General features: G+C 42.3%; 17 protein-coding genes and 3 pseudogenes. 4 read left to right on the forward strand and 16 right to left on the reverse strand.

Annotated elements, in window-relative coordinates:
* Positions 1-104 precede the first annotated feature (104 nt).
* The gene (locus AB4653_RS03290; RefSeq protein WP_017098539.1) at positions 105-470 is read right to left on the reverse strand and encodes a hypothetical protein; all 366 of its coding nucleotides are present in this window, start codon (positions 468-470) and stop codon (positions 105-107) included.
* A 343-nt stretch (positions 471-813) separates the two neighbouring features.
* A complete protein-coding gene (locus AB4653_RS03295) occupies positions 814-993 on the reverse strand; it encodes a TraY domain-containing protein (protein ID WP_017097351.1) in 180 nt (59 codons plus the stop codon).
* A gap of 787 nt (positions 994-1,780) precedes the next feature.
* On the opposite strand from AB4653_RS03295, the gene AB4653_RS03300 reads away from it, so the two are divergent.
* Positions 1,781-2,614: a hypothetical protein gene (locus AB4653_RS03300; protein WP_017099452.1), complete on the forward strand. Its 834-nt coding sequence runs from the start codon at positions 1,781-1,783 to the stop codon at positions 2,612-2,614.
* Positions 2,615-3,374: 760 nt separating this feature from the next.
* On the forward strand, positions 3,375-3,551 hold the full coding sequence (locus AB4653_RS03305) for a hypothetical protein (protein WP_157936399.1): 177 nt from the start codon (positions 3,375-3,377) through the stop codon (positions 3,549-3,551).
* Positions 3,552-3,792: 241 nt separating this feature from the next.
* Here AB4653_RS03305 and AB4653_RS03310 read toward each other — a convergent pair whose 3' ends face one another.
* The 6 genes and pseudogenes from AB4653_RS03310 to AB4653_RS03335 form a co-directional block, all read right to left on the reverse strand.
* Positions 3,793-4,053 (reverse strand): hypothetical protein, encoded by a 261-nt coding sequence (locus tag AB4653_RS03310; RefSeq protein ID WP_017098102.1) that lies wholly within the window; start codon positions 4,051-4,053, stop codon positions 3,793-3,795.
* A gap of 57 nt (positions 4,054-4,110) precedes the next feature.
* Positions 4,111-4,449: a hypothetical protein gene (locus tag AB4653_RS03315; RefSeq protein WP_017098101.1), complete on the reverse strand. Its 339-nt coding sequence runs from the start codon at positions 4,447-4,449 to the stop codon at positions 4,111-4,113.
* A complete protein-coding gene (locus AB4653_RS03320; protein WP_017098100.1) occupies positions 4,449-4,607 on the reverse strand; it encodes a hypothetical protein in 159 nt (52 codons plus the stop codon). The genes AB4653_RS03315 and AB4653_RS03320 overlap by 1 nt, the downstream gene beginning before the upstream one ends.
* A 399-nt stretch (positions 4,608-5,006) precedes the next feature.
* Positions 5,007-5,249, reverse strand: coding sequence for a transposase (locus AB4653_RS03325; RefSeq protein ID WP_032499864.1), 243 nt, complete (start codon positions 5,247-5,249; stop codon positions 5,007-5,009).
* A 149-nt stretch (positions 5,250-5,398) separates the two neighbouring features.
* Positions 5,399-5,887, reverse strand: a complete 489-nt coding sequence (locus AB4653_RS03330; protein ID WP_017098606.1) for an Hsp20 family protein — start codon at positions 5,885-5,887, stop codon at positions 5,399-5,401.
* A 1,003-nt stretch (positions 5,888-6,890) separates the two neighbouring features.
* A pseudogene (locus AB4653_RS03335) lies at positions 6,891-7,772 on the reverse strand (IS5 family transposase).
* A gap of 56 nt (positions 7,773-7,828) precedes the next feature.
* Here AB4653_RS03335 and AB4653_RS03340 point away from each other — a divergent pair.
* Together AB4653_RS03340 and AB4653_RS03345 are read left to right on the forward strand one after the other, a co-directional pair.
* A complete protein-coding gene (locus AB4653_RS03340) occupies positions 7,829-8,191 on the forward strand; it encodes an H-NS family nucleoid-associated regulatory protein (protein ID WP_069595600.1) in 363 nt (120 codons plus the stop codon).
* 242 nt (positions 8,192-8,433) lie between these two features.
* A complete protein-coding gene (locus AB4653_RS03345; RefSeq protein ID WP_017096766.1) occupies positions 8,434-9,819 on the forward strand; it encodes a GGDEF domain-containing protein in 1,386 nt (461 codons plus the stop codon).
* 77 nt (positions 9,820-9,896) lie between these two features.
* Here AB4653_RS03345 and AB4653_RS03350 read toward each other — a convergent pair whose 3' ends face one another.
* From AB4653_RS03350 to AB4653_RS03385, 8 genes and pseudogenes are all read right to left on the reverse strand, one after another.
* On the reverse strand, positions 9,897-10,220 hold the full coding sequence (locus tag AB4653_RS03350; RefSeq protein ID WP_240798311.1) for a hypothetical protein: 324 nt from the start codon (positions 10,218-10,220) through the stop codon (positions 9,897-9,899).
* Between the two features lie 10 nt (positions 10,221-10,230).
* Positions 10,231-10,383: pseudogene (locus AB4653_RS03355) on the reverse strand (transposase); the annotation flags it as partial.
* A gap of 6 nt (positions 10,384-10,389) precedes the next feature.
* Complete coding sequence (locus AB4653_RS03360) at positions 10,390-10,785, reverse strand: transposase (RefSeq protein ID WP_102258085.1); 396 nt, start codon at positions 10,783-10,785, stop codon at positions 10,390-10,392.
* A 474-nt stretch (positions 10,786-11,259) separates the two neighbouring features.
* On the reverse strand, positions 11,260-13,290 hold the full coding sequence (locus tag AB4653_RS03365) for an ATP-binding protein (protein WP_017100853.1): 2,031 nt from the start codon (positions 13,288-13,290) through the stop codon (positions 11,260-11,262).
* Positions 13,290-14,525 carry an ABC transporter substrate-binding protein gene (locus tag AB4653_RS03370; RefSeq protein WP_017097881.1) on the reverse strand — a complete coding sequence of 412 codons (1,236 nt, stop codon included), beginning with the start codon at positions 14,523-14,525 and terminating at the stop codon, positions 13,290-13,292. Before AB4653_RS03370 ends, AB4653_RS03365 begins: the two co-directional genes overlap by 1 nt.
* 148 nt (positions 14,526-14,673) lie before the next feature.
* Positions 14,674-15,861, reverse strand: coding sequence for an EAL domain-containing protein (locus AB4653_RS03375; protein ID WP_102258084.1), 1,188 nt, complete (start codon positions 15,859-15,861; stop codon positions 14,674-14,676).
* Positions 15,862-15,870: 9 nt separating this feature from the next.
* Positions 15,871-20,130: a CHASE domain-containing protein gene (locus AB4653_RS03380; RefSeq protein ID WP_240798310.1), complete on the reverse strand. Its 4,260-nt coding sequence runs from the start codon at positions 20,128-20,130 to the stop codon at positions 15,871-15,873.
* 417 nt (positions 20,131-20,547) lie between these two features.
* Positions 20,548-22,035, reverse strand: a pseudogene (locus AB4653_RS03385) (IS3 family transposase); the annotation flags it as partial.
* Positions 22,036-22,685 lie beyond the last annotated feature (650 nt).

Below are 22,685 nucleotides of genomic sequence, written 5' to 3' on the forward strand. Positions count from 1 at the left end.
AGGGTGCGCTGGGTGCGTGTTTTCATAATAAATATCCTTATTGAGTGATAAATTTATCAAGTACATGGTCAGGATGGAGGGAAAGGGGGCTCCCTCCCACATCCTTAAGAAAACATCGAAGATTTCGCGTACTTCAAACCACGATTACGGCTCACATGTTGCTTCCAATTTTGAGCGCTAATGATGGTGTTCTTAAGCTTCCGATAACGTTTTTTACAAGCATTATTTGAGGTTGGGAGAGTGAGACGATTAACTGACTGAGCTTGTTTTTGAACCGCAACCAAATGAACGCCCTTCCAACAGAAAGGAAATGCAAGGTGCCCAGTAAAAGGCAACAAAGCGGCAAACGCCATGTGTTCACGCCCGACCGTTCCCAGTTCTTTGACGCTGACAAAATCACCTTGTTCAACAAAGTGGCCTAATAAACTCACGGCCTCATCTTCACGACAATATCCGTAGATAATCTGCATCGTTCACACTCCTTGTTAGGACATTGTTTTGTTCTTTTAAAAAACAAAACGATGGGCTCTCTTTCAAGAGCCGTGCTACAAACTGGCTTGAGCATTCTTGTAGTAGAATGCGCACATCCAAAGGATGTGGTGTCTGGTATTCCCAAGTAACTCTATTTCACCACTCAACCAGCGTGCTTAATTGAGTAGAAAAACAGCCTTGGACGTCGCCCCAGAGAGGGCTCCTGAATTTGTTAGGCATATTACGCAGGCCTGCGCCCCTCTGCGGCGCTTTTTGCAATCGTGAAGGCAGCCCACCTTCGAGGCCATCTGAGGTAATAATCCCAGACGGCAATCTCATTCGTTACAGCGACCAATTAGGAAAACGTTTGAGGTGATCTTCTAATCGAAGTTTCCCTTCGCGCTTTTTGGCCCGCTCTGCTCTTTTCGCCGAGAGCGTTAACGTTTTATTCGCCTTTGATGAGAGATTAAAAGCGATACCGACTTCCTTGTTCTCAACCCTACATTCTGATTTAAAATTCATACAAAAGTCTTCCTAAATAGAAAAAACCGAAACGCTCTCGTTTAGACCGAAACATCAATGAGTCATGTAATCGCTCACTGGCGTCTAATTTTGTTGAGTTTGTGACTTACTTATCACTTCTTGAATTTAACATAATCTAAATAATACGCACCAAATTAAGGTGCTGATTTTAAAGAAAATAAATGGGGTTTTAATGTTGGCGCTATTGTTATTAGGCATAATTAATATATTAATTATTTTAATTTCACTCCCTCAATGTGCTATAAATTTTTCTAAGGTTATTTGTTATCTTTTTGTTATTTATCGGTTTTTTATCCGTGCGTATTATTTAGATTATGTAAAGGGAAAAACCACAAGGTTACTTAAAGATTGAAATATCAGGCGACGCTGCGCTATACTTGCTTTAGGTCGTTAAGGTTAAAACACACTACATTGGCTGCTAACCAGTAGTGCCCTATGTAGTGTGTTTTTTCTAAGATTTAGAGTGTGTTAGAGGTGGTACTCTGACCATATAGCACTTGCAAAAAAGCCGGCTTCCCAATAGTAGCCGGCTTTTTTGTGTCTAAAAAACGGGATTTGATTTGTTTCTTCGGTTGAGATAGCGTGAAATTTCACCGTTTGGACAACCAATCTAAACACTCCCCAAAAACCTATTGGACCTCAAAATATGACTCCTTTGACTCAGCCTTGGCGTGGGCTAAAGCCCAAACAACACATTCTCAATCACACCGCTTGTTTATCCCTCGGGATGAAGTGCTGTGTGCTTTAAACGTGGACGGTGAATGTTATGAAGACGCCTGGACACGACTCCTCCCCTCCCCCGCTCGATAAATCGAGTTACGATGCGGAGTATCGCCGTAAGCGTAAGGATCGGAAGCTGGATTTGATTGAATTGTATCAACGTGTCGTTGAAGAAGAGAACGCGCGGAACCCTAAGACGCCTTTTGAGATCGGATTTAAGTCTCGCCGGTTGCTTCGAAGCGGTAAGGTAGAAACCCTACCGCCAGAATACGCGCGGATCTTAAAAGGGTGTGAAGAATTTATTACCAACCCCAATCGTTTCCCGTCACTTAATGCATGGGGCGGTGAAGCGGTGAATAATGTGCAGTGTCGCACCTTAATTGCGAAAGTATTAGCGTGCACTCTGCCGAACACAGACCTCATTGGAGGGCGCATCGGTTTGCCCACCGAAGCGGGATTGAAAACCATCAGCTACGACCAGCTTCAAGAAGATTATGCGTTGCGCTTTGGAGAGTTTATTTCGCCGAAGTCCTTTGCTAAAGCGGTGAAGTATCTAAAGCGTGCCAGCTATTTTCACAGTGAGCGGATCAATGTGTGTGTCGACCAAGACGAAGGGACGATACGCAGTGCACCCGCGTACAAACAGTTTACACCTCGCTTCTTTAATGACTTAAAAGTCGTGCGTTACACCAACATCAGCGAATTGATCCTCGCAACACGGGAACGCCAGACAAAGAAAGGACTGAGCTTTCAATGGCTCTCTTTCCGTAAGATCGCGTCAGGGATACAAGAGATCTTCAATGCGTCAACGTTAAACACCTATGCGCAATCAACCTCAGCCTTCTTTAGTGAGTATCAACCGGACTTGGCCCCTAATTAAAGGGATATTTTTGTCTCCGCGAAAGCGGAGGGATCAGCACGTCTGAACCTTATCCTACCCTGCTTTATCTCTCATTTTTCTTGTTTCTCCCAACAGGTTATTCAGGGTTATCTTGCGCACGCAGTCTCATTCGGAAGGGATTTCTCTATTCACGGTTTTTTATAAGAAAGGCCGTGCAAGAAAGGAAGGATAAAAAAGACCGCTATAATGGCCATCAATAAGGGGCTGCGCTTATGAACACTACGTATAAAGATAAATAATTAAATCAATAGAAAAATAAATACTTAAGGACAAGCAAAAAAAACGGCGCGGCAACCTTCTTTTGTCATACGACAGGGACCTTCTTCGATTAAACGCTGAGTCAGGTGGCTCCCTTTCATCATCTCCTTACTTAACGTCCACCTTCATCCGGATGGTATGGCTTAGCAGGGCGAGGGTTTTTAGTGCTGTCAATATTGCAGCCTAAAAAGAGCAGTATGGCGCTGTGAGAGGCTTTCTTCTTAATTTCATTAAATGGTCACGGTTCTTATTCAGCCGCTTAAGCTTGCTGCTTTACAAAATGAATGGCCCCTTGAATACTAAGATTAGCGTTTCGATTTATCAGCGTCAGAGGGTAATTCAAACTCAGGGAGCATAAATTAGTATTACTTCGAGGTGTTTCTCTTCTTACGCTGTTAGCCTAGAAAAACACATGGGTTACTAGAAGAGAAAAGGACGGATATGACACTTCCTATTTTTCACTCAAACAACGGAAGGTGGAGTGTCGGTGGGTGTGGCTCAGTATGTTCCAGAACTAAATGCGGCGGTCGGTTACTTGCAAAACAACCGTAACATGAACATGAAAATCGCAATTTCAGTTAAACCACAGAACCCTACAGTGCATTTGGTGATTGGCCACAAGAGTAATGTAGAGAAAGAATATCCATCGCAAGCCTAACTGTATCGGATCTCACAGACCTTTGTACTACTCATCTAATGAACAGTTAGGAGCGTTATATGTTGTTGTCTTGGTTTAGCGACGACTACCCATCGGCCTTATTGTTATCATATTCAGGTACTAATTGAGTGAGGGGAATGATCGCCTCACCCAACTTTCATTGTGACAACGTCACAAAAAGACCGAAAGACTACGGTTATTACCTTCCTTGAAGCCCTTATATAACGTTCTGGTCAGAGTTTTATAAAATATTCAACGTTTTACTGCCCACTTTTAAATCGACTCTCTTTATACCCAAGCGATAAAGGCAAGAGAGTACGTCATTTTGAAAAACATTGTATTGACTACGATTTAGAAGTAATAAAAATTCTTCTAACAAGTATCGTTTTTGAGCAAGCTGATAAAAATCACTTATCCTTTGCTTTACATCCAAGTCAATAACAGCGACTTCCAGGCGAGATTGATTCTTCTCAAATAAAAAACTAATCGGCCATTTTGACACAGAAAACCTCCATTATGTGTGAATTATAAAAACAGTCGTTACCGCTCGAAGGGAAAATTAGAGCAACATTTCTTCTTTAATTCCTACTTTGATTAATGCCGCCTTCTCAATCGCTGTTAGTTCTGAAAGCTCACTAACGAAATCACAATCCTTGAACCGAACGTCGGTCGCTTCACCCAACTTTTCACTCAATGCCGTCATCAAGCCTTCTACTAGGCCACTGAAACGCATGGCAGTCGAGATTAAAACATTGTCACCTTGCGCCAGATATGACGACGGAACTTGTTCAGCAACCAACCTAAAAACGCCTCGTAAACGCTGACCAAAAGCACCTTCCAATTGCGTTAATGTCGCTTTCAGGTCACTTTTCGACATTTGATCCAAAGCTGAACTCATTAAATCCCCATCAAAACGAGCATGAGCATTCGCATCAAGCGCGCCTTCAGTTTTTTTGCCGTTTTTTCATGCCATTGCAAGGCCGATGTATCAATAAAACCTTGTAAACCTTGCATAGTGGCGCTTACATTTGGACGTTTGTGTGAAAGTGAGTCCACAATTAATCCTAGATGCCCTGAATAATTTTTCTCTTGTTTAGGGACAGTAGAAAGCGCCAATTCACGAACTAGACTCAGATCCCCCTTTATTCAAGGCGATATTCTGAATAAATTTAAATGAAATATTGCCTTCGCTTAGCGCATCTTGTAGCTTATTTATTGTTTCACTAGATAATAATGGTGTTAAATTCGCTGTTACTCGTGTAGACAAGTAACTCACCGAATCCAGTGCTGTTTTCTTACTATTATCCTTAGCTGAACTACCTCTAATACCTAGATCATTATCAATTTCAGAACTAACAGCAATCGTCCTGACAGGATGCTCGCTCGAGCTTTGTTTCTGTGTTTCCGGCTCAAAATAAGAACTAATAGCCTCTTTAAGTCCACCAACTTGAGCAGTTAATTTTCGGTCATTGAATAGGTTTCAGCGACAATGGCGAGTTTAGTTTGAGCAGACCACTGCTCTGATGAAGTGTTGCTCTTTGGCACGGTGGCTCCTGAACTTCTGAGTTGCGGGCGCCAATAATACAGGGTCGCAGTGCTAATTCCTTCCTCTTCGGACACTTCTTTAACTGACATCGAATAGGGAGGCAGCAGCTTCTTCAATATCGCTTCTTTTCTTTCAACTGAGATACGAGACACAATTACTCTTTATCGCCCAAACTGGTTAAATTTTAACAGTGACAACTACCCTGCCAGATAGGGATATTGTGAACCCAGATTTAGACACAAGAACAGCTCCCGATTGGGAGCCGTTCCCCTTTCAAAAATGATAATGTGCTTTCACACTATCATTCTCCTTTAGCAGCTTTATTATCTTTGGTGCTTGTCTCTTCAGCCTTATGCTCTAATACATCACAGTTTTTATTGATAGTGATGGACTTAGGCTTCATAGCTTCAGGTATCTCTTTCACCAGAGTAATAGTTAACAATCCGTTAGAAAGATCTGCATCCGTAACTTCAACATAATCAGCTAAGTTGAACTTACGTTCGAATGTACGATTGGCGATACCCTGATACAGATATTTATTTTCTTTATCAGCACATTTTTGCCCACGTACACTTAGCACGCTCTTTTCTACTTGAATATCAAGCTCTTCCTGAGTAAATCCGGCTACGGCCAGGGTGATGGCATAGCGATTCTCTTTTAGAACTTCAATGTTATATGGTGGGTAACCGTTGATAGCAGTTTCACTGGTCATGGCATGATCAATTAATGATGCTAGACGGTCAAACCCAACACTACTACGGTATAGTGGAGATAGGTCAATTGAGCTCATAATATATCCTCCATAAGAAGCAATACAAAATAAAAACAAGAGTGATGAAAAGGCCTCTTGATAAGACAACCTTTTCAAGGTTTTTTATAGTGTTTACGAACAATTATTTCAATAGTTTTTATATAGCAATTTCTCATTGAATTAGTTTTTTTATATGAAATTGTTATATCCTATCTATAATGACGAGACAAAAATAGTTCATAATTAGACGGTCTCTCTACTCTCTGATGGGCAATATTCCACGATATGAATTACGCGGGTGGCATGGGGTCGAGATCGGTTGGTTGAGTTAGAAATGAAAAAAGGCAGACTTTCAGTCTGCCTTTTTTGAGTCACAAGAGATTACTATCAAATCAAATGGAAGGTGATTTATGAATGTGACTCTATGCTTATGTGCGGGTTATGTTTGAAAAATCAATAGCCATGTGATGATTTATTTAACGTAATGGTACTTAGTGTGAACCCAAATTTAGACACAAGAACAGCTCCCTATTAGGAGCTGTTCTGCGTTACGGAGTCACGCAATTGAACATAGGAATAATGAACACCAATAATTTTTTTTAGTGAGTTTTTTAAAATGTATGTCTTTTTACGGCATAACCTTGTTTTTCTTAGATTCATCACTACATCAAATATGAACAATGTTGCTGTTAAACTAGTTTAAAGGTTTTGTATGGCTATCTATGTAGCGCCTGGTAATAAAGTCGGGCGAGATGGGGCTCTTTTCAAGAGTGTAAAATTAATACAACAAATCATACGGTTGTAGTAAAATATGGTCGGTATTGTACTATCCGTGATCATGAAATAGCGCCTCCAACAAGTACTGCAGCGCGACATTGGTTGCAGATTTATAGAACACCAGATAATACGGAGTAATGTCCGTAACATTATCGTAGAAAGGTCGCTTAGCGGCCTTTCTGCATTTGTAAGTATTAGGTAGCCTCCTTGCGGCTTTGTTGCGTAATTAAATTTAGAGATAGAGCTACCCCGTTTCGCGTATTTCTTAGTCAATACGACAAGTTTCAGGCACACCTAACCCAGTAAGCTTGTTCAACGCTTTTATCATCGCGTAAGTTTCACCCACCTGTGCATTGTAATTTCTTAAGCTCAGTTTCCCTCCTAGCAACTGTTTAACTCGATACATCGCTGTTTCTGAGAGTGAACGTTTGTGGTATCCATACCGCTCTTTCCAATACTTATTTGAGCCGTATAATTTCTGGCAACCCACGGCGAGATTTCGAGGGTGACCACGCTCCCAGAAGGCAGCCCCTTCTCTTGGGGGAATAAGCGCAATAGCTCCCTTAATCTTAATAGCAGCGTGACATGCTCTCGTGTCGTAAGCGCCATCACCAGACACCTCAAGGAGACTTCGGCGTGTTTGTTTCAGTAAGTTTGGGAGTACTTCTCCATCTGTAACCGTCGATAAACTTAGCTCGGCGGCAATGATCTCATAAGTGCTTGTATCGACGGCAATATGAAGCTTTCACCAGACCCTACGCTTGCCATCCGTCCCGTGTTTTTTGACCATCCATTCACCTTCGCCATAAACCTTAAGGCCAGTAGCATCAATGGCTAGGTGTTGTATCGCTCCTCTCGTTTTAGTCTTAAATGAGACCTCAACTTGCTTGGCTCTACGACTGATGCAGGTGTAATGCGGACAACTTAACGGAACATGGGCTAACCTAAATATCGAGTCGATAAATCCTCGCAGCGCTGTCGTGATAGCTAAACCACTGAACCGACGTGGCCTCCCGCGCTTATTCTGTTTGCTTTGCGCCCAACCGCTTATTGCCTCTTCATCAATCTAAAAAGTCAGAGAGCCACGGTTAATGAGTGATTGGTTGTATTGCTTCCAGTTGGGTGTTTTATAAAGAGGTTTAGGAATAGGGCTACGAGAGAGTGGACGTAGCTGATCAGATCGTAGGTTCTTGATTTAGTTCCATTGAATTACGCAACAAAGCCCTTAATATCCGCTCGCTTCGGGCGTTCTCTCGTGAATTAACACTTGAGGAACTTGAAGAAGCACTTAAGAAGTTAACGACCGTCTTTCTTAAACGCCAAGAAACAAAATTCGCTGAAATCGTAAATCACATCAAGGTTGATGTTGAAGCTCTCATAGAAGCTCTATCAGGAAAATCAAAAAAGAACACAAAAGGTAAACGTAAGCCTCGCCCTGCTAAATATAGATACACCGACGGGAACGGCAGAGCACAAACATGGACTGGTCAAAGTCGCACCCCTTCCATAATTCAAGAACAGCTTGATGCTGGTAAATCACTTGATGATTTCTTGATCGCGAAATAGTCGCTTCTTTCCCCCCTCCTGCAGTAGGAAGATTTGATCTTGTTGTTAACAACAAGATCAATATTCATATAGAAACGAAACAGAAGCCTTGTTTAAGTTAGTTCGATAGGCCTGAAACCGAAGGCGGGATCCCCATCCTTATTAATGATAATATTAAACGCAGTATTTGGGAAAAATCTCCTAGATTGAATCATTATCTATAAAAGTTAAGTCCTAAGACACCCAATGAAGGCGATATATAAATGGCAAAAAAAAAACGAGCACTCACTTCACTCACTCTTTTTTACAGCCAAGTTTTCTGCAAGGTGATTGCAGCTTTGTCTGTTCTCATTTTAGCTTCCTATCTTTTTGATATTAAATGGCTCTATCGACCAACAAGCCATGGGGCAGCTACGCATCCTATAACTGCTTTTATCTTTTTACTTCTTTCTTGCGCCTGTATTTGGCGGAAAAAGAGTCTGAAGATAACCAGAAGCCTCGTAAGCCTTGCTTTTTTCATACTTGTCATTCGTTTCTATCAACAAAGTACTGGAATTAATTTAATTGACCCTGTTCTAAGTTATTTCATCTTTTTTGATACCCCACTTCACGCAGAGTCTCCCATCGAGATGGGGTTTAATACATCAGTAATGCAACTTTTTGCTGTCATAGCCATTTTTTTCCTCTTAAATAGACGTCCTTGGTATCTAATACAAATTTTTGCCATTACCGCTATTTTCCTCCCATTTGTCTCAGCCGTTGGTTACGCTTATGGTATTGATTCATTTTATGGCCAGATGTCTCCGGTCACCACTATATTAGGGTTCTTTTTAACCATATCAATTTTTGGTCTCACAGCCCACCGAGGCGCACTTAAAACACTCTTATTACCTACTTTAGGAGCGAAAATAGCGCGTACGCAGTTAATCTTTGGGTTGTTATTTTGCCTAGCTGGCGGCTTTCTCACCACTTATATTTTGGATGATGAAACCAGCGGTTTTGCTATCTATGTAGTGGTGGTCTGTACGTATATCACCTTTACAATGCTGGCTAGTGGTATTACTTATGAGCAATTCGATAAACGTAGACGCCTCCTTGAAAAACAACTCCATAAATCCGCAATTACTGACCGGTTAACTGGATTGTATAACCGATCAGAGTTCGATCAAAAAATCCAAGCAGTATTTGAGCAACAAAACCTGAACCAGGAAATAAATAGTTTACTATTAATAGATATTGATTTTTTTAAGCAATTCAATGATACCTATGGGCACTTACTAGGGGACAAAGTTTTGCAGCTCGTCGCTAATGTTCTGAAAAACAATACACGCTCTTCTGATCTAGTTTGTCGTTATGGTGGAGAGGAATTCACTATTTTACTTCTTCAAACAGATCTTGAAATCGCCAGCAAGATCGCTGATAACTTAAGAATATTGGTGAGTGAACAAAACCTCACAGCCCCCCTAGAATACGAATCAGATCAGCAAGTGACCATCTCTATAGGATGCGCTAGCCTCTCACAAGCGGAGACAGTCAAAGAGGTGATTAAGCTAGCGGATAATGCTTTATATGAAGCAAAGAAACAGGGGCGAAATAGAATATGTCTCGCTCACGATAAGAGTGAACGCAAAACTTATGACAATTTTTAGCGGCATCGAGAAATCCTAAGAGCGGTTTTGTTGCGTAATTAAATTTAGAGATAGAGCTACCCCGTTTCGCATGCTTTTTAGTCAATACGACAAGTTTCAGGCATACCTAACCCAGTAAGCTTGTTCAACGCTTTTATCATCGCGTAAGTTTCACCCACCTGCGCATTGTAATTTCTTAAGCTCAATCGCCCTCCTAGCAACTGTTTAACTCGATACATCGCTGTTTCTGACAGTGAACGTCTGTGGTATCCATACCGCTCTTTCCAATACTTATGTGAGCCGTATAACTTCTGGCAACCCACGGCGAGATTTTGGGGGTGACCACGCTCCCAGAAGGTTGTTCCTTCTGACTCGCTTAATCTTAATAGCTGCGTGCCACGCTCTCGTGTCGTGAGCGCCATCACCAGACACCTCAAGGAGGCTTCGGCGTGTTTGTTTCAGTAAGTTAGGGAGGACTTCTCCATCTGTAACCGTCGATAAACTTAGCTCGGCTGCAATAATTTCATGAGTGCTTGTATCGACTGCAATATGTGCTTTCGCCATAAACCTTAAGGCCAGTAACATCAGTGGCTAGGTGCTGTATTGCTCCTTAAATGAGACCCCAACTTGCTTAGCTCTACGCTGATGCAGGTGTAATGTGGACAACTTAATGGAACATGGAAATCTAAATAGCGAGTCGACAAATCCTTGTAGCGCTCTCAGTGGCATAGAAAACACGCGTTTCACCATGAGTGCTGTCGTGATAGCCAAATCACTGAACCGACGTGGTCTCCCGCGCTTATTCTGTTTGCTTTGCGCCCAACCGCTTATCGCCTCTTCATCAAACCAAAAGGTCAGAGAACCACGGTTAATGAGTGATTGGTTGTATTGCTTCCAGTTGGTTGTTTTGTAAAGAGGTTTAGGAATAGGGCTGCGAGAGAGAGTGGATGTAGCTGACCAGATCGTAGGTTCTTGATTTAGTTCCATTGAACCACATTGGTTATATACTTACTCATAGCAAGCTACCCGCTCAAGCGTATGTGTTTAGCGCTGCCAATATTCAACGAGTCATGAAGAATTAAGGAATTAGCTGCCAAACCGCTACAATGACACTCGCTTCCAAAAGCAAAAGGTTCTCTATTTAATAAAAACTGCGGTTTATTTGCTTGGTTCCGAAATAATGTTTCACGAGTAAAGGCCTAAGTTAAGCCGGATAACCAAACTCGGCGACAAGTATGTACACTATAAGCTCATGGCGTTAGAACAGCGATTGTCAATCTTTTTGGGAAAAAACTGAGACAATGGTGTCGAGGAATTTTAGAAAGAGCTGGGCAATAGTGACCTCCCCGCAAAAACGCCCGGAGCATAAGATTACTGTTACACAACCAAACTGAATATGAAAACTATGCTTTTTATACCTAACATTTCTCTCTGTGCCCAAAGCTAGTCATGCAGATTAATTTATGGACTGTTGGCCTTTTCTACAGCTTGGTTTGACAGATATTGATTAAAGACCGAATCTAACACCCCCTCATTGACTGGTTTTGTGATGATTTCTGCGCAGCCAACCTCACGCATTTTAGTTAGGTTTTCCTCGAAGGCATCAGCGGTACAAGCGATGACGATGCTATCACTATAGGGTGAAGATAAAGCCTTAATACGTTTCGTAGCCTCAGTACCATCCATAATAGGCATATGGTTATCCATCATGATTACGTCATAAAAGGTTCTGCTCGCTTGCTCAAAACCTTTTTGTCCGTCAAGGGCAATATCACACTTAAAACCTCTTTTCTTTAGGAATTTAGATAGGATGATGCTATTTACACGATTGTCTTCAACAATCAAAGCTTTCAACCCTTCGCCATTAAATAACTTCATTGGTTCATTTATTTGCTCTCTAGGCTGTGATACAACTTTGACAGGCACGCAAATGATAAAGCGTGTCCCTACACCTACTTTACTTTCCAAGTTAAGCGTGCCATGCATAGTATCTACGAGCTTGGAAATAATAGTTAAGCCAAGTCCAGTCCCGCCAAATTTACGCGTAGTTTTCCCATCGCCCTGAGTGAATGGGTCAAATATCGTTGCTTGTTTCTCTGCGGGGATACCAATTCCCGTATCAGACACCTTAATTTCTAGATAATCGTTGTTATTCATTTGCGTGAGCCGGGTAGAAAAATGGATCTCCCCTTTTTGAGTAAACTTCCACGCATTATTGAGAAGATTAAGAGCTATCTGTGCTAACCGGGTCTCATCGGCAACTAGGTGTATTGATGTTTCAGAATAGGCCGTTCCTTCAAACGTTATACCTTTATCTAAGCATAAGGGTCGATAACTATTTTCAATTTTATTGTGTAGGTCAGCCAGTTTAAATTCAGAAAGATTAAGCGTCAGCTTACCAACCTCAATTTTAGAAAAATCTAGTATATCGTTGAGAATTGAGATCATATGGTGCCCGGAAGAGAGCAAGGTTTGTTCAAGCTCATGACGCTCATCTTTATTTTTACACTGTGTCAGCAGTTGAGCTGCCCCCAAAACCCCGTTCATAGGGGTTCTCAATTCATGACTAATAGAGGCTATAAATTGTGATTTAGCGACACTTGCGGTTTGGGCTTCAATGGCTACTTTTTTTAATCGGCGCTCAGACTTTTCTAGTGACTGATAAGGAGAGATGAGGAGCTTTTTACCTGTAAAATAGACCAATATATATGTCAACGCACCAGCTATCGATAACGCAACGATGAGTGAACGGATAAATTGGTTACGATTGTTTTGATAGATAGCAGGGTTAATACTGTAAACTAAATCCAAGTCGTATCTAGGGAGGTATGTTGTATGTTGCGTCCAATCAATTGGGGGAGGCATACCCCAACTATTATCGCTTTGAATTAAACTTACTTGATATTGTTCGGAGAACCTCAACGGTGATAAAAAGGCGTCAATATCAAATGGCTTCACATACACAAGTAAACCTTCTAGAAAACCGTTGTACAGTATTGGAAGAGCAACCATTAAGTTATTACTATCATCTTGAAAGGTAAATACCCTAAACACACTCGATAGATCTCCTTGTTCAATCTTAGTGTGCAGTTGAGCGAACAGTTCATCCGGTAAGGTTAACTCTTGATAAATTGGGTCACCAAGAATATCCAAGATCACAATATAGTGCTTACCCGTCACTGGTTTCACGATTGCTAGTCTATCACTAATCTCTTGTGGTGTAGCACCCCCCCCTAAAGCGGTAGAAATCACCACTTGATGTGAGGCAATTTTCATCGCTAAATTTTCGGTATTATTCAGGGATTGGCTAATATAACTCTCTGCCGTACTTAGTTTAATTGAGGTATTGATTTTCTCCAGGTTTCTTATTGATTGCTGAGCTTGCTGCTCTAAAAGTCCATAAGTGATAAGAGCGAACACAACCATCGAGATAAACAAAAATACACCGTAAAGCTGAATACCACTGAGTTTTGGTCGAGTTTTATAGATCATTAATCTGCCTTATTAATCTTAGCTGAATCTAACAGCTTGATGGCTCCCACTTGAGTGTACCTCGCCATGCACAAATCATCGGCTCCTAGCGCCTCATGAGCATCAGGATGTGCCACGTCATAAACGCTAAATGGTTGTTCATACGTCTTTAGCAAACCTTGAACCGGTGTGTCCATCTGCTCCAACGCCAGCTTAAGTAGCTGTCGATTATTCACCATATCATCGGTGAGGGTGATACTTTGTGCGGCTTGAATAAATACTTTAGCCAGATCATAGCCATGCACAAAGCCAGCTGGGGCGTCAATAAAATCATTTGTAAACTTATCAGGGAATAGCGCCGTAGCTTGGCGGTATACCTCCTTCGATAGATCGTTCTCCGGAGAGCTATAAAAATTAAAACAAGATTGAACAAAGCTTAAGGCAGTTCTCTGGCGAGCATCAAATGAAACTCGCTGAGAGAAACCACCTCCGGTGATCCCCCAATGACTGAAAATTTTTGGTGGTTGTTCAAGATCAGAGAGAGCTTTGACTAATAAGGGGCCTTCTCGTGAATTCCCTACAAACAGGACACATTCAACGCCGGTTCGATTAAGATCGGCGGCTATCACACGAGCCAGAGCCTCGTCAATTCCCCAATTAAACCAAGTAACCCGAGCTTTTAAGTGTGTGCTGTGGTCAGCTACTGATTGGAAAATCGTTTTGTAATTAGACTTACCCCAAGGCGTTTTTTCTAATAATAAGTCAACAGATTGGCAACCATTATTGATTGCTGTTGAGACCAGTTTCCCCCCAACTTTTGTGTCGTCAACAGAGAGGCGAAATACGAAATTCTTCTCAGACGGGTAGCGAGTTATAGGACCGCCTGCAGCCCATGGCACCAAAATCAACAGTTCACTTTCATTGATATAATCGCGATATTTTATCAGGGGGGAAGAATGCAACCCGGCGAAGAAAACAATTCCATTAGGGTCTTTCTGGTAGCGCTGCATATTGAGCTTGCTTCGCGCCGTATTCCCACGATGGTCAAGTACTTCGAACTCTACTGGAATGCCAAAAAGTTGATTACCATGCTGAGAAAAAGCCGTTTTTACACCCATTTCTATTGCCTCCGCTGAGGCTAGATGCACGGTTCGATCCGAGTCTAGATATACTTTGAGAACAGAAGGGGCTGTTATAGCTGGCGTAGAGCCAACCACAAATAAGCCGATGACTGTAGATTTAAGCCATTTTTTCATTCCGTAGCCCCCTTAATATAAGTTATTGTTTTATTTATGATTTGAATTCTAGACTAGATATTTAGACTTGCAAATGATTTAGGAGGAAAAGTACGGCAGAGGTGCATAAGTGATTCAATATTGACACCATTTACTCTTGAATTGAGGGTTAGCTCTCGACGCCTTCCCATTCATCTAACCATCGAGATAAATGATTTTCAGACATTGGCTTGGCAATAAAGTAACCCTGTGCGACATCACACCCTATCTTACGTAAATACACCCAATCCTCAAGATCTTCCACTCCCTCAGCCACGGTCTGCATTCCTAATTGCTGGGCCATCTTGAAACTGGCTTCAAAAATCACGCGTAAAGACTTATTTTTATGGGCCCCATGCACAAAACTTCGGTCGATCTTAAGCTCACTGAATGGAATATCTCGTAACTGGGCCAACGAGGAATACCCCGTCCCAAAGTCATCAATAGATAAAGCAACACCTTTAAGTCGCAGTCGTGTCAGGATGTCCAACGCTAACTGCCGATCATTCATCAGCCGGCTTTCCGTTACTTCCAAGACTAAGTTTGACAATGGGACTCTAGCCTCATGTGCAATGTTTTGAATCTTATCTGGAAACTCCAAGGACGTCAGACTTTCCATTGAAATATTGATTGACATACAAAGCTTTGCGCCCACAGATTGCCAACGTTTGCTCTGTTCCAGAGCATTAGCTAAGACAACCATCGTCAAGTCATCTATCAGTCCATACTCTTCAACAAGTGGGATAAATTTATCAGGTAACACTAGGCCATCTTTAGGGTGTTGCCAACGTACCAAAGCTTCTACACCGACAATTTCACCATCTCGAAGCCTGACCTGTGGTTGGTAGTAATTGATTAGCTCACCTTGTTGAATAGCTCGACGCAGATCAGCTTCAGAATACTCTTTCAGGTCATCAAAACATTCCGTCTCTAGATGAGCGGCCTGATGCTCAATAATTTCTTTTAACTGAGTGGGACTAAAAGGCTTATGGAGACAACCAAAAATATTAAGTTGATAAGTGGTTGCCAGCTTTTTAGCACTGTCTAGAATGGCTTGTTCTTCACCACTCATCAAAATAACACCTCCCTGGTAGCCTATACACCCCAAGTGACGGACAAACTCTACTCCGTCCATCTTTGGCATCTGCAGATCACAAAAAATTAGTTCTACCTCTTCAGGATGCATTTCTAATTTTTGAAGAGCATCAACAGCATGTTCATATTGATGAACAACAACCTTTTCATTCACAAAATCCTTTAATTGATGAGCAAGCAACTTCATTAAAAACGGCTCATCGTCAATCAACATTATCGCCATACACTTCTCCTATATAATTTTTTTATCAAGGTAGCAGATCACTTCCTCTTCCGTCTCTGCAAAACACTTATCTAACAGAGTCATGGTCAACTCCACCACTGCGACATCACCTATAGTACAAGCATTTTCAAGCTCGGCACACAAGTCACCTAATCTCATCGCGCCCACTGAACGAGATGAAGATTTGAGCTTATGAGCGATACTGCTCACTTCTCTAATATCCTTAGCGGAAGAAGCGGCTCTTAACTGTTCCTGCTGTCTTGTCATTAAACTCAAAAAATCAGTCAAAAAATCACACATAACAGCTGGCTCATTTCCGACAAGCTCAGCGAGCTTACTGACAGTCAATATTTCAGAGTCCCTAGGCTGTTCCTCTTCAAGTAATCCAAGTTCAGGCACTCCATTCTGGTTGGGCAACCATGTTTCAAGAGCCTCTTTAAGTAAATGAAGCTGGACAGGTTTTGTAAGGTAATCATTCATTCCTACCGCCTTGGCTCGACTCTTTTCACCTCTCAAAGCGTTGGCTGTCAAAGCTAGGATAGGTTTTTGTGCCCTCTCCAAGTTATCCTGTCGTATCGCTTCCGTTAATGCATAACCATCCATTTCCGGCATATGTAAATCCGTTAATAGCAACGCATAACTTCCCTCTTGCCAAAGTTGATAAGCCACCAATCCGTTCTCAGCAACCTCTGCCGCATAACCTAGTAGACTCAACTGTTTAAGGATGACTTTTCGGTTGATGCTATCATCCTCTGCAACCAAGATTAACCGTCCTTCTGCACGGGCTTGTGCCACACTCGGTGCCGCAGTTAACGGCAGAGACTCTTCCCCCACTTGATCAAGTATTATTTCAGGCGAAACAATTCCGGCAGCCACTGAAACAGACTGTAAAAACTCTTTTCGCCGCAATAGGTTACAATTTAGAGCAACAAATTCAGGGGATTCAAATTTCAGGGGCCGAGGCTGATCTCGAGTCATCAACAAGTGCCTAATATACCCACTTTCAATTCGTGAACTTTTCAATGTTTTCAGAAAAGCGATGGTAAGTTCCGGGACATGTTTTTGCGGTCCAATAATTATAACGACAACCTCTTCAAGCAACTCAGCAATACGTAACGCTTCGGAATGGGTGCTAACAACTTGAACATTAGCACCCGAATGCTCGAGGTAAACTCGTAGAGCGTCAGTATCAAATACTGAGTTCTCAACTAGGATACACTTTGTCTCTGAGAGTAACGATAAAGGTGGTATGATCTCTTTCTGATAAATTGCCAAAGGTAAGCTAACTGTGAACGTAGAGCCTTCTCCTAACTGACTGTTTACTTTAATATCTCCGCCCATTAAGTCCACTAAGCGCTTCGAGATCGCCAATCCTAACCCAGACCCCCCAAAACGACGCGTTGTGGATGACTCCGCTTGAGAGAAAGAAGTAAATAACATAGCTAAGGCATCCGACGATATTCCAATGCCGTTATCCTCGATATTGACAACCATTTTATTATCAACAATGTTCACGCGGACTGAGACGTCTCCTCGTTTTTCCTTACGACCACCACTAAACTTAATTGCATTACCAATTAAATTATAGAAAATTTGCCGCAACCGGATTGGATCAGACAAAATATAACTTGGAAAAATCGGGGCAATAAATAATTGCAAGTCAACCTCTTGCTTCTCAGAAACGGAGACAAGCGAGGAGCATACCCCTTCTATAAGTTCTTCGACAGATACCGGAAATTTTTCAAGATCTAGCTTACCAGCTTCAATTTTTGAGAAATCTAAAATATCATCGATGAGCCTCAGCAGGGCAAACGCAGAGTCATGAATAGTTTTAACTTCATCAACTTGATGGCACTCCAGCTGACTGTGTGACAAAACCTCTAACATACCAATAACCCCGTTCATTGGCGTCCGTATTTCGTGGCTCATTGCCGCCAAGAAAGCCGATTTAGCATGGCTTGCTTGTTCCGCCTCAATTCGAGCTTGCTCTAGCTTTTCATTTGTTGACCGTAATGACGCTGTGCGTTCAGACACCCGTTGGGCAAGTTTTTTACGCTCCTGCTCTATGACAAAATTGGCCGCTTTTTGCTGCTTGGTTGCCTCCTCAAGTTGTCGTAAAGCCTGATGACGTTCGGTTACGTCCCTAACCATTGAAATACAACGCCTTTTCCCTCCAGGTAGAAAAATGTACTGAAGATTGACTTCGACTGGAATGAGATGACCATCTTTATGTTTATGAACAGTAGAAATATGGACAACCTGCTGTTCGCCATTTAACAAGGGTTCAAGCAACTTCCGGTAACGGTTTTCATCGAACTCAACTTTGAAATCAACGGCAGTAAGATCCAACAACTCTTCTCTGGAATAACCAAGTTGACAAACGGCACCTTCATTAACATAGCTGTGGCGAAGCGTTTCTGGATCAAAGATAAATGCCCCATCTTCAATGGCATTCAGCATAGCCATCGCTTCTTTATTTTTCCTCTCTGACTGAACACGCTGGGTAATATCCCGAATAGCGACGGCCACCTGCAAGCCCTTTTCCGACTCAACAGGGCTTAAACTAATGTCAACCGGAAAATCAATCCCCCCTTTACGTCTAGCCATGGTAGAGAGTTGCTCAACACGAGCTCCTTCACCCAATTCTTCATTCTCGAAGAAAGAGCTATTGATATTTGAATAAATACCAGGTAAAAATCGATCTATTAATTGGCCTTTAAGTACATCTTTCCCCCAATTAAAAACAACCTCAGAATGGCTGTTGGCCTGAGTAATACAACCCCCCCTCTCTATTATCAGTATGGCATCAGGTGCAAACTCAAAAATATCAATGAAACGACGTTCATGACGCCTATTTTCAGTTACGTCGTGCATAGCAACCACAGCACCTAGGCGCTTACCATCGAGATCACAAATCGGAGCTCCACTGGCCAAGACGAAGCGGGGACTTTGACCATTAGCGATTATGCAAAGTAGATCATTTTGAATATGCTCACCATTAAATGCTCTAAGCAACGGTATGTTTTCTTTCGCCATCGGTGTTCGCCCGTCACCTTCATATAAATTGTAATAATTACTCCAGAGTTCGGGGGGAATCTGTAATGGGTCAGATCCATGCCACTCTCTTGCTGTACGGTTAAATAAAGTTAAATTTCCGTCCGCGCCACAAGCCACCACCCCTTCACTCAAACTCTCTAAAAGCATTCGATTGAGCTCTTCTTGTCGCTTTAGTTCTTGAGTGCGTTCATTAACACGATTTTCTAACTCCTGGTTTAGGCTCTTAAGGGATCCTTCGGCTTCTCTCCTCGCCGAGGCCTCATGATGCAGCTTTTCAGTTGTTTGATGTGAAACAATCAACATCCGAAAAAGGAAAAAAAACAGAATACTTAAGAGCCCCCCAGTTCCAGCAACAATACGAGGCAGCGAAAAATCGAGACCGGCTTCAAACACGGGGGTAGAAGTATAGATGATCGTCCAATCTCGACCTGCAACATTAATCACCTCCGAGCGTCGAAATGTCGATATGAATTGCTCGTCCACAATACTTAAGGCGCTATTCCCGTCATACAGCAAACTATTAGGGGTGTCTTCTGCGCCATCATATAACCGAAAGCTTACCGTTGAGACGTTAGATTGAAGGATACCTTGCATGAGATCTCTTGCGCGGAATGGGCTGTAAACATAACCAACAAAGGCCTCCCTTCGCTCTTCAACTGTATCAGGGGAATAAAGCGTTTTGTAGATAGGTAAATAAAGCAAAAAACCAGCTTGTTTATCCTCAGTAATCTCCTGAACTAACTCAACCCTACCGGATAAAGCAGCTCTTCCTGTATCTCTTGCCGTAGACATAGCCTGACGCCGAACGGCTTCAGAATACATGTCAAAGCCAAATGCCTGCCGGTTGCGAGCATCAAAAGGCTCCAAATAGATAATGGCCGTGTATTCATCTCGCGCCCCCTTAGGTTTAATCTCATACTGAGGAAAACCTTCCGCCCGAACTTGCTGCACATGCGCCTCTTTATCTCGCGCCGAAATAGGAATTGAAACACCAATCCCCTGTATACCAGGATAATGCAAGCCAAGATTTAACTTAGCGATATAATTCGCCCACTCCTCACGATTGACCTGTTCAGAAGCAGCAAATAGAGCAACGCCCCCTGAGAGGGCCTGTTGATAATTCAACATGCGATTTTGAATCAACGCTTTAACGTCTTGGGTATAATTAGTAAAACGGCTTTCAGCATTGCGTTCAACATAATTTCGTGCCATAGACCAACACGCTATTGTTGCACTGAGTGACAATATTAATATACTTAAAGATAGCTTTATGGCCCGAGGCTTCCCAGTCATACATACTCCAAATCAACGATTGACGACACGAATTCTTACGAAACCAGTAAAAGGACGAACAAACTAGAACCTAATTAATATAAATGTATATCCACTAGTTGTAGTACAACACCAAACATAAGGAAAGGGCTCTATCCGCTTAGATGAGCTTGATTGATTGGTAAAAGTTAGAGTGAGTTTCTAGGATTGAATTTTGTCTAATCTTCAATTTAAAGGGGATTGTCGCACTTATTATCTGAAATCGGGTGTAAACGAAATTCCATATTGATAATCTACAAAATTATAGCCTTGGGATTCCGGTGTTTTTCAAGGTAGTTGTCATCATTTTCTTGCTTATTAAGCAGCTTCTCTTTCTGGATTTAGGTGAATGTCACCAACAGGCGCACAGTTCCTGATATCACCAGACCACCGCTCAAGCTTTCGCTGTTTTGCTGCTAGCAATACCTCTACACGACGCTTCAAGATATCTTTATCTTTTCCATTGTGACGCTCTGAAGGCGTGACGTGACGTAATTTAGCTTACTCTGCTTATGCTCGGTGTTGTACCAGCGTACGAAGGCTTCAACCCAACTTCGACTACTATCGATTGTTTCAAAGCCCTTTGCTGGCCAGCTTGGCATGTACTTTCCTGTACGGAACAATGACTCGACATACGGGTTATCATCACTGACTCTTGGCCGGCTATACGATGAGGTAATACCTAACTCTTCCATTTTTGCTTTAAACGTCAGCGACTTCATCGGTGCACCATTATCTGAGTGAAGAACCAGTGCTTGATTGAAGCATTGCTCTCGCATCAACGTTCGTTGCAGAAGTTGTGACGCCAGCTCACCGCATTCATGCTCATACACTTCATAACCAACAATTTTTCGACTGTAGATATCCTCAATGACATACAGGTAATAGTGTTGGCCTCGAACCCTTGAAGGTAAGTGATTGATATCCAATGCATAAAATTGGTTCGAGTCCGTCGCTGTGTAACTGGTTGGCTTCGTTTGCTTCTGTCTGCTCCGCTGACGACCTCGTTTGTGAAGTTGCCCCTGCGTACTCAGCACTCAATAGTAGATCGACTCAGAGGCGATATACTCACCTCTCTCAAGCAGTGTCAGGACGATTTGAGTTGGAAGCAAGCTTGCGAACTCAGAGCGGTTACACACCTCACGCTCTTCCTGCGACAGCTTGTTAGCAGGCTCTGGTCTGATGCATATGGCCTTTTGTCAGCTTGGACTTCACCTTGCTGATACCAGCGACGATACGTTCTCAAGTCAATTTGAACTTCATGGCAAGCTGGCTCTAAACGGCATCCGCATTGCTTCGCTTCAAGGATAATCGTCACTATGGTCTGCCTTTCATCGGTTGAGGTTAGTCGTCCTCTGGCTCTTCCCCGTAAAAGGCTCTCAGCTTTTTTCTTAGTACCAAGAGGGCGGCCGTTTCAGCGAGTGCTTTTTCTTTGAGTCGTAAATCTTTCTTCAACTCTTTGATTTCAAGTTTGTCAGCTTTAGCCTGCTTCTTTGCTTCAGCTTCCCGCTCTTTACTCGACTTAAACCCTTGCATACATTCGCGGCGCCAGCTTTGGATTTGTTCTGGAAAAAGACCTTTTTCACGATCATATTGGTTGAGTTCACTTTCTGTCATTGAGTAGGTTTTAGCGATAATGGCAAGTTTAGTTTGAGCAGACCACTGCTCTGATGAAGTGTTGGTATTTGGGACGGCGGCTCCTGAATGTCTGAGTTGCTGGCGCCAATGATACAGGGGCGCAGTGCTAATTCCTTCGTCTTCTGACACTTCTTTAACTGACATCGAATATGGAGGTAATAGCTTCTTTTCTTTCTACTGAGATACGAGACACAATTACTCTTTATCGCCCAAACTGGTTAAATTCTAACAGTGACAACTACCCTGCCAGATAGAGATAGTGTACGGTTTCGAGAATAACTTCAGAGGGAAAGTGGCAGCCTTTAAACATGACGATTCAGAGTGTTGAGTGGAAATTGAACAAATCCTAACCTAAAGCTTCAAAGTTTGCGATAGAACCATTTTCAGGTTGTCGAAGAATTGTGTGGGCAAGTTGATGTGGAAGTTGGCCATATTTCAGCAGATAAAATATACGATACCGATGACGTCTATGACGCATTAGCGAGCGAATTTCCAGAAACTGACATAGCGATTCCTCCCAAAGAAAATCTGTATGCTGACGACGCTCATAACCCTAAAAGGGTGAGCAATTTGGTGGTGTACTCTGCATTAAGTCCCACGCGCAGGCAAAAGACAAAGCAGTATGGAAAACGGAATGTCTCAGATAATGCAATGTAGCGTTACAAAACAATTATTGGCCCCAAATTACACAGTAGAGACTTTAACAATCAACAACAGGAAATGATGCAAGCGGCATCAATATTAAATCGATTTATGCAGCTTGGTATGACCGAGAGCTATCGAGTCGCCTAATGACATCAAAAGACAAAGTGGGTTGA

The organism is Vibrio sp. 10N.222.48.A3, from assembly GCF_041475345.1.
Classification (GTDB): domain Bacteria; phylum Pseudomonadota; class Gammaproteobacteria; order Enterobacterales; family Vibrionaceae; genus Vibrio; species Vibrio tasmaniensis_A.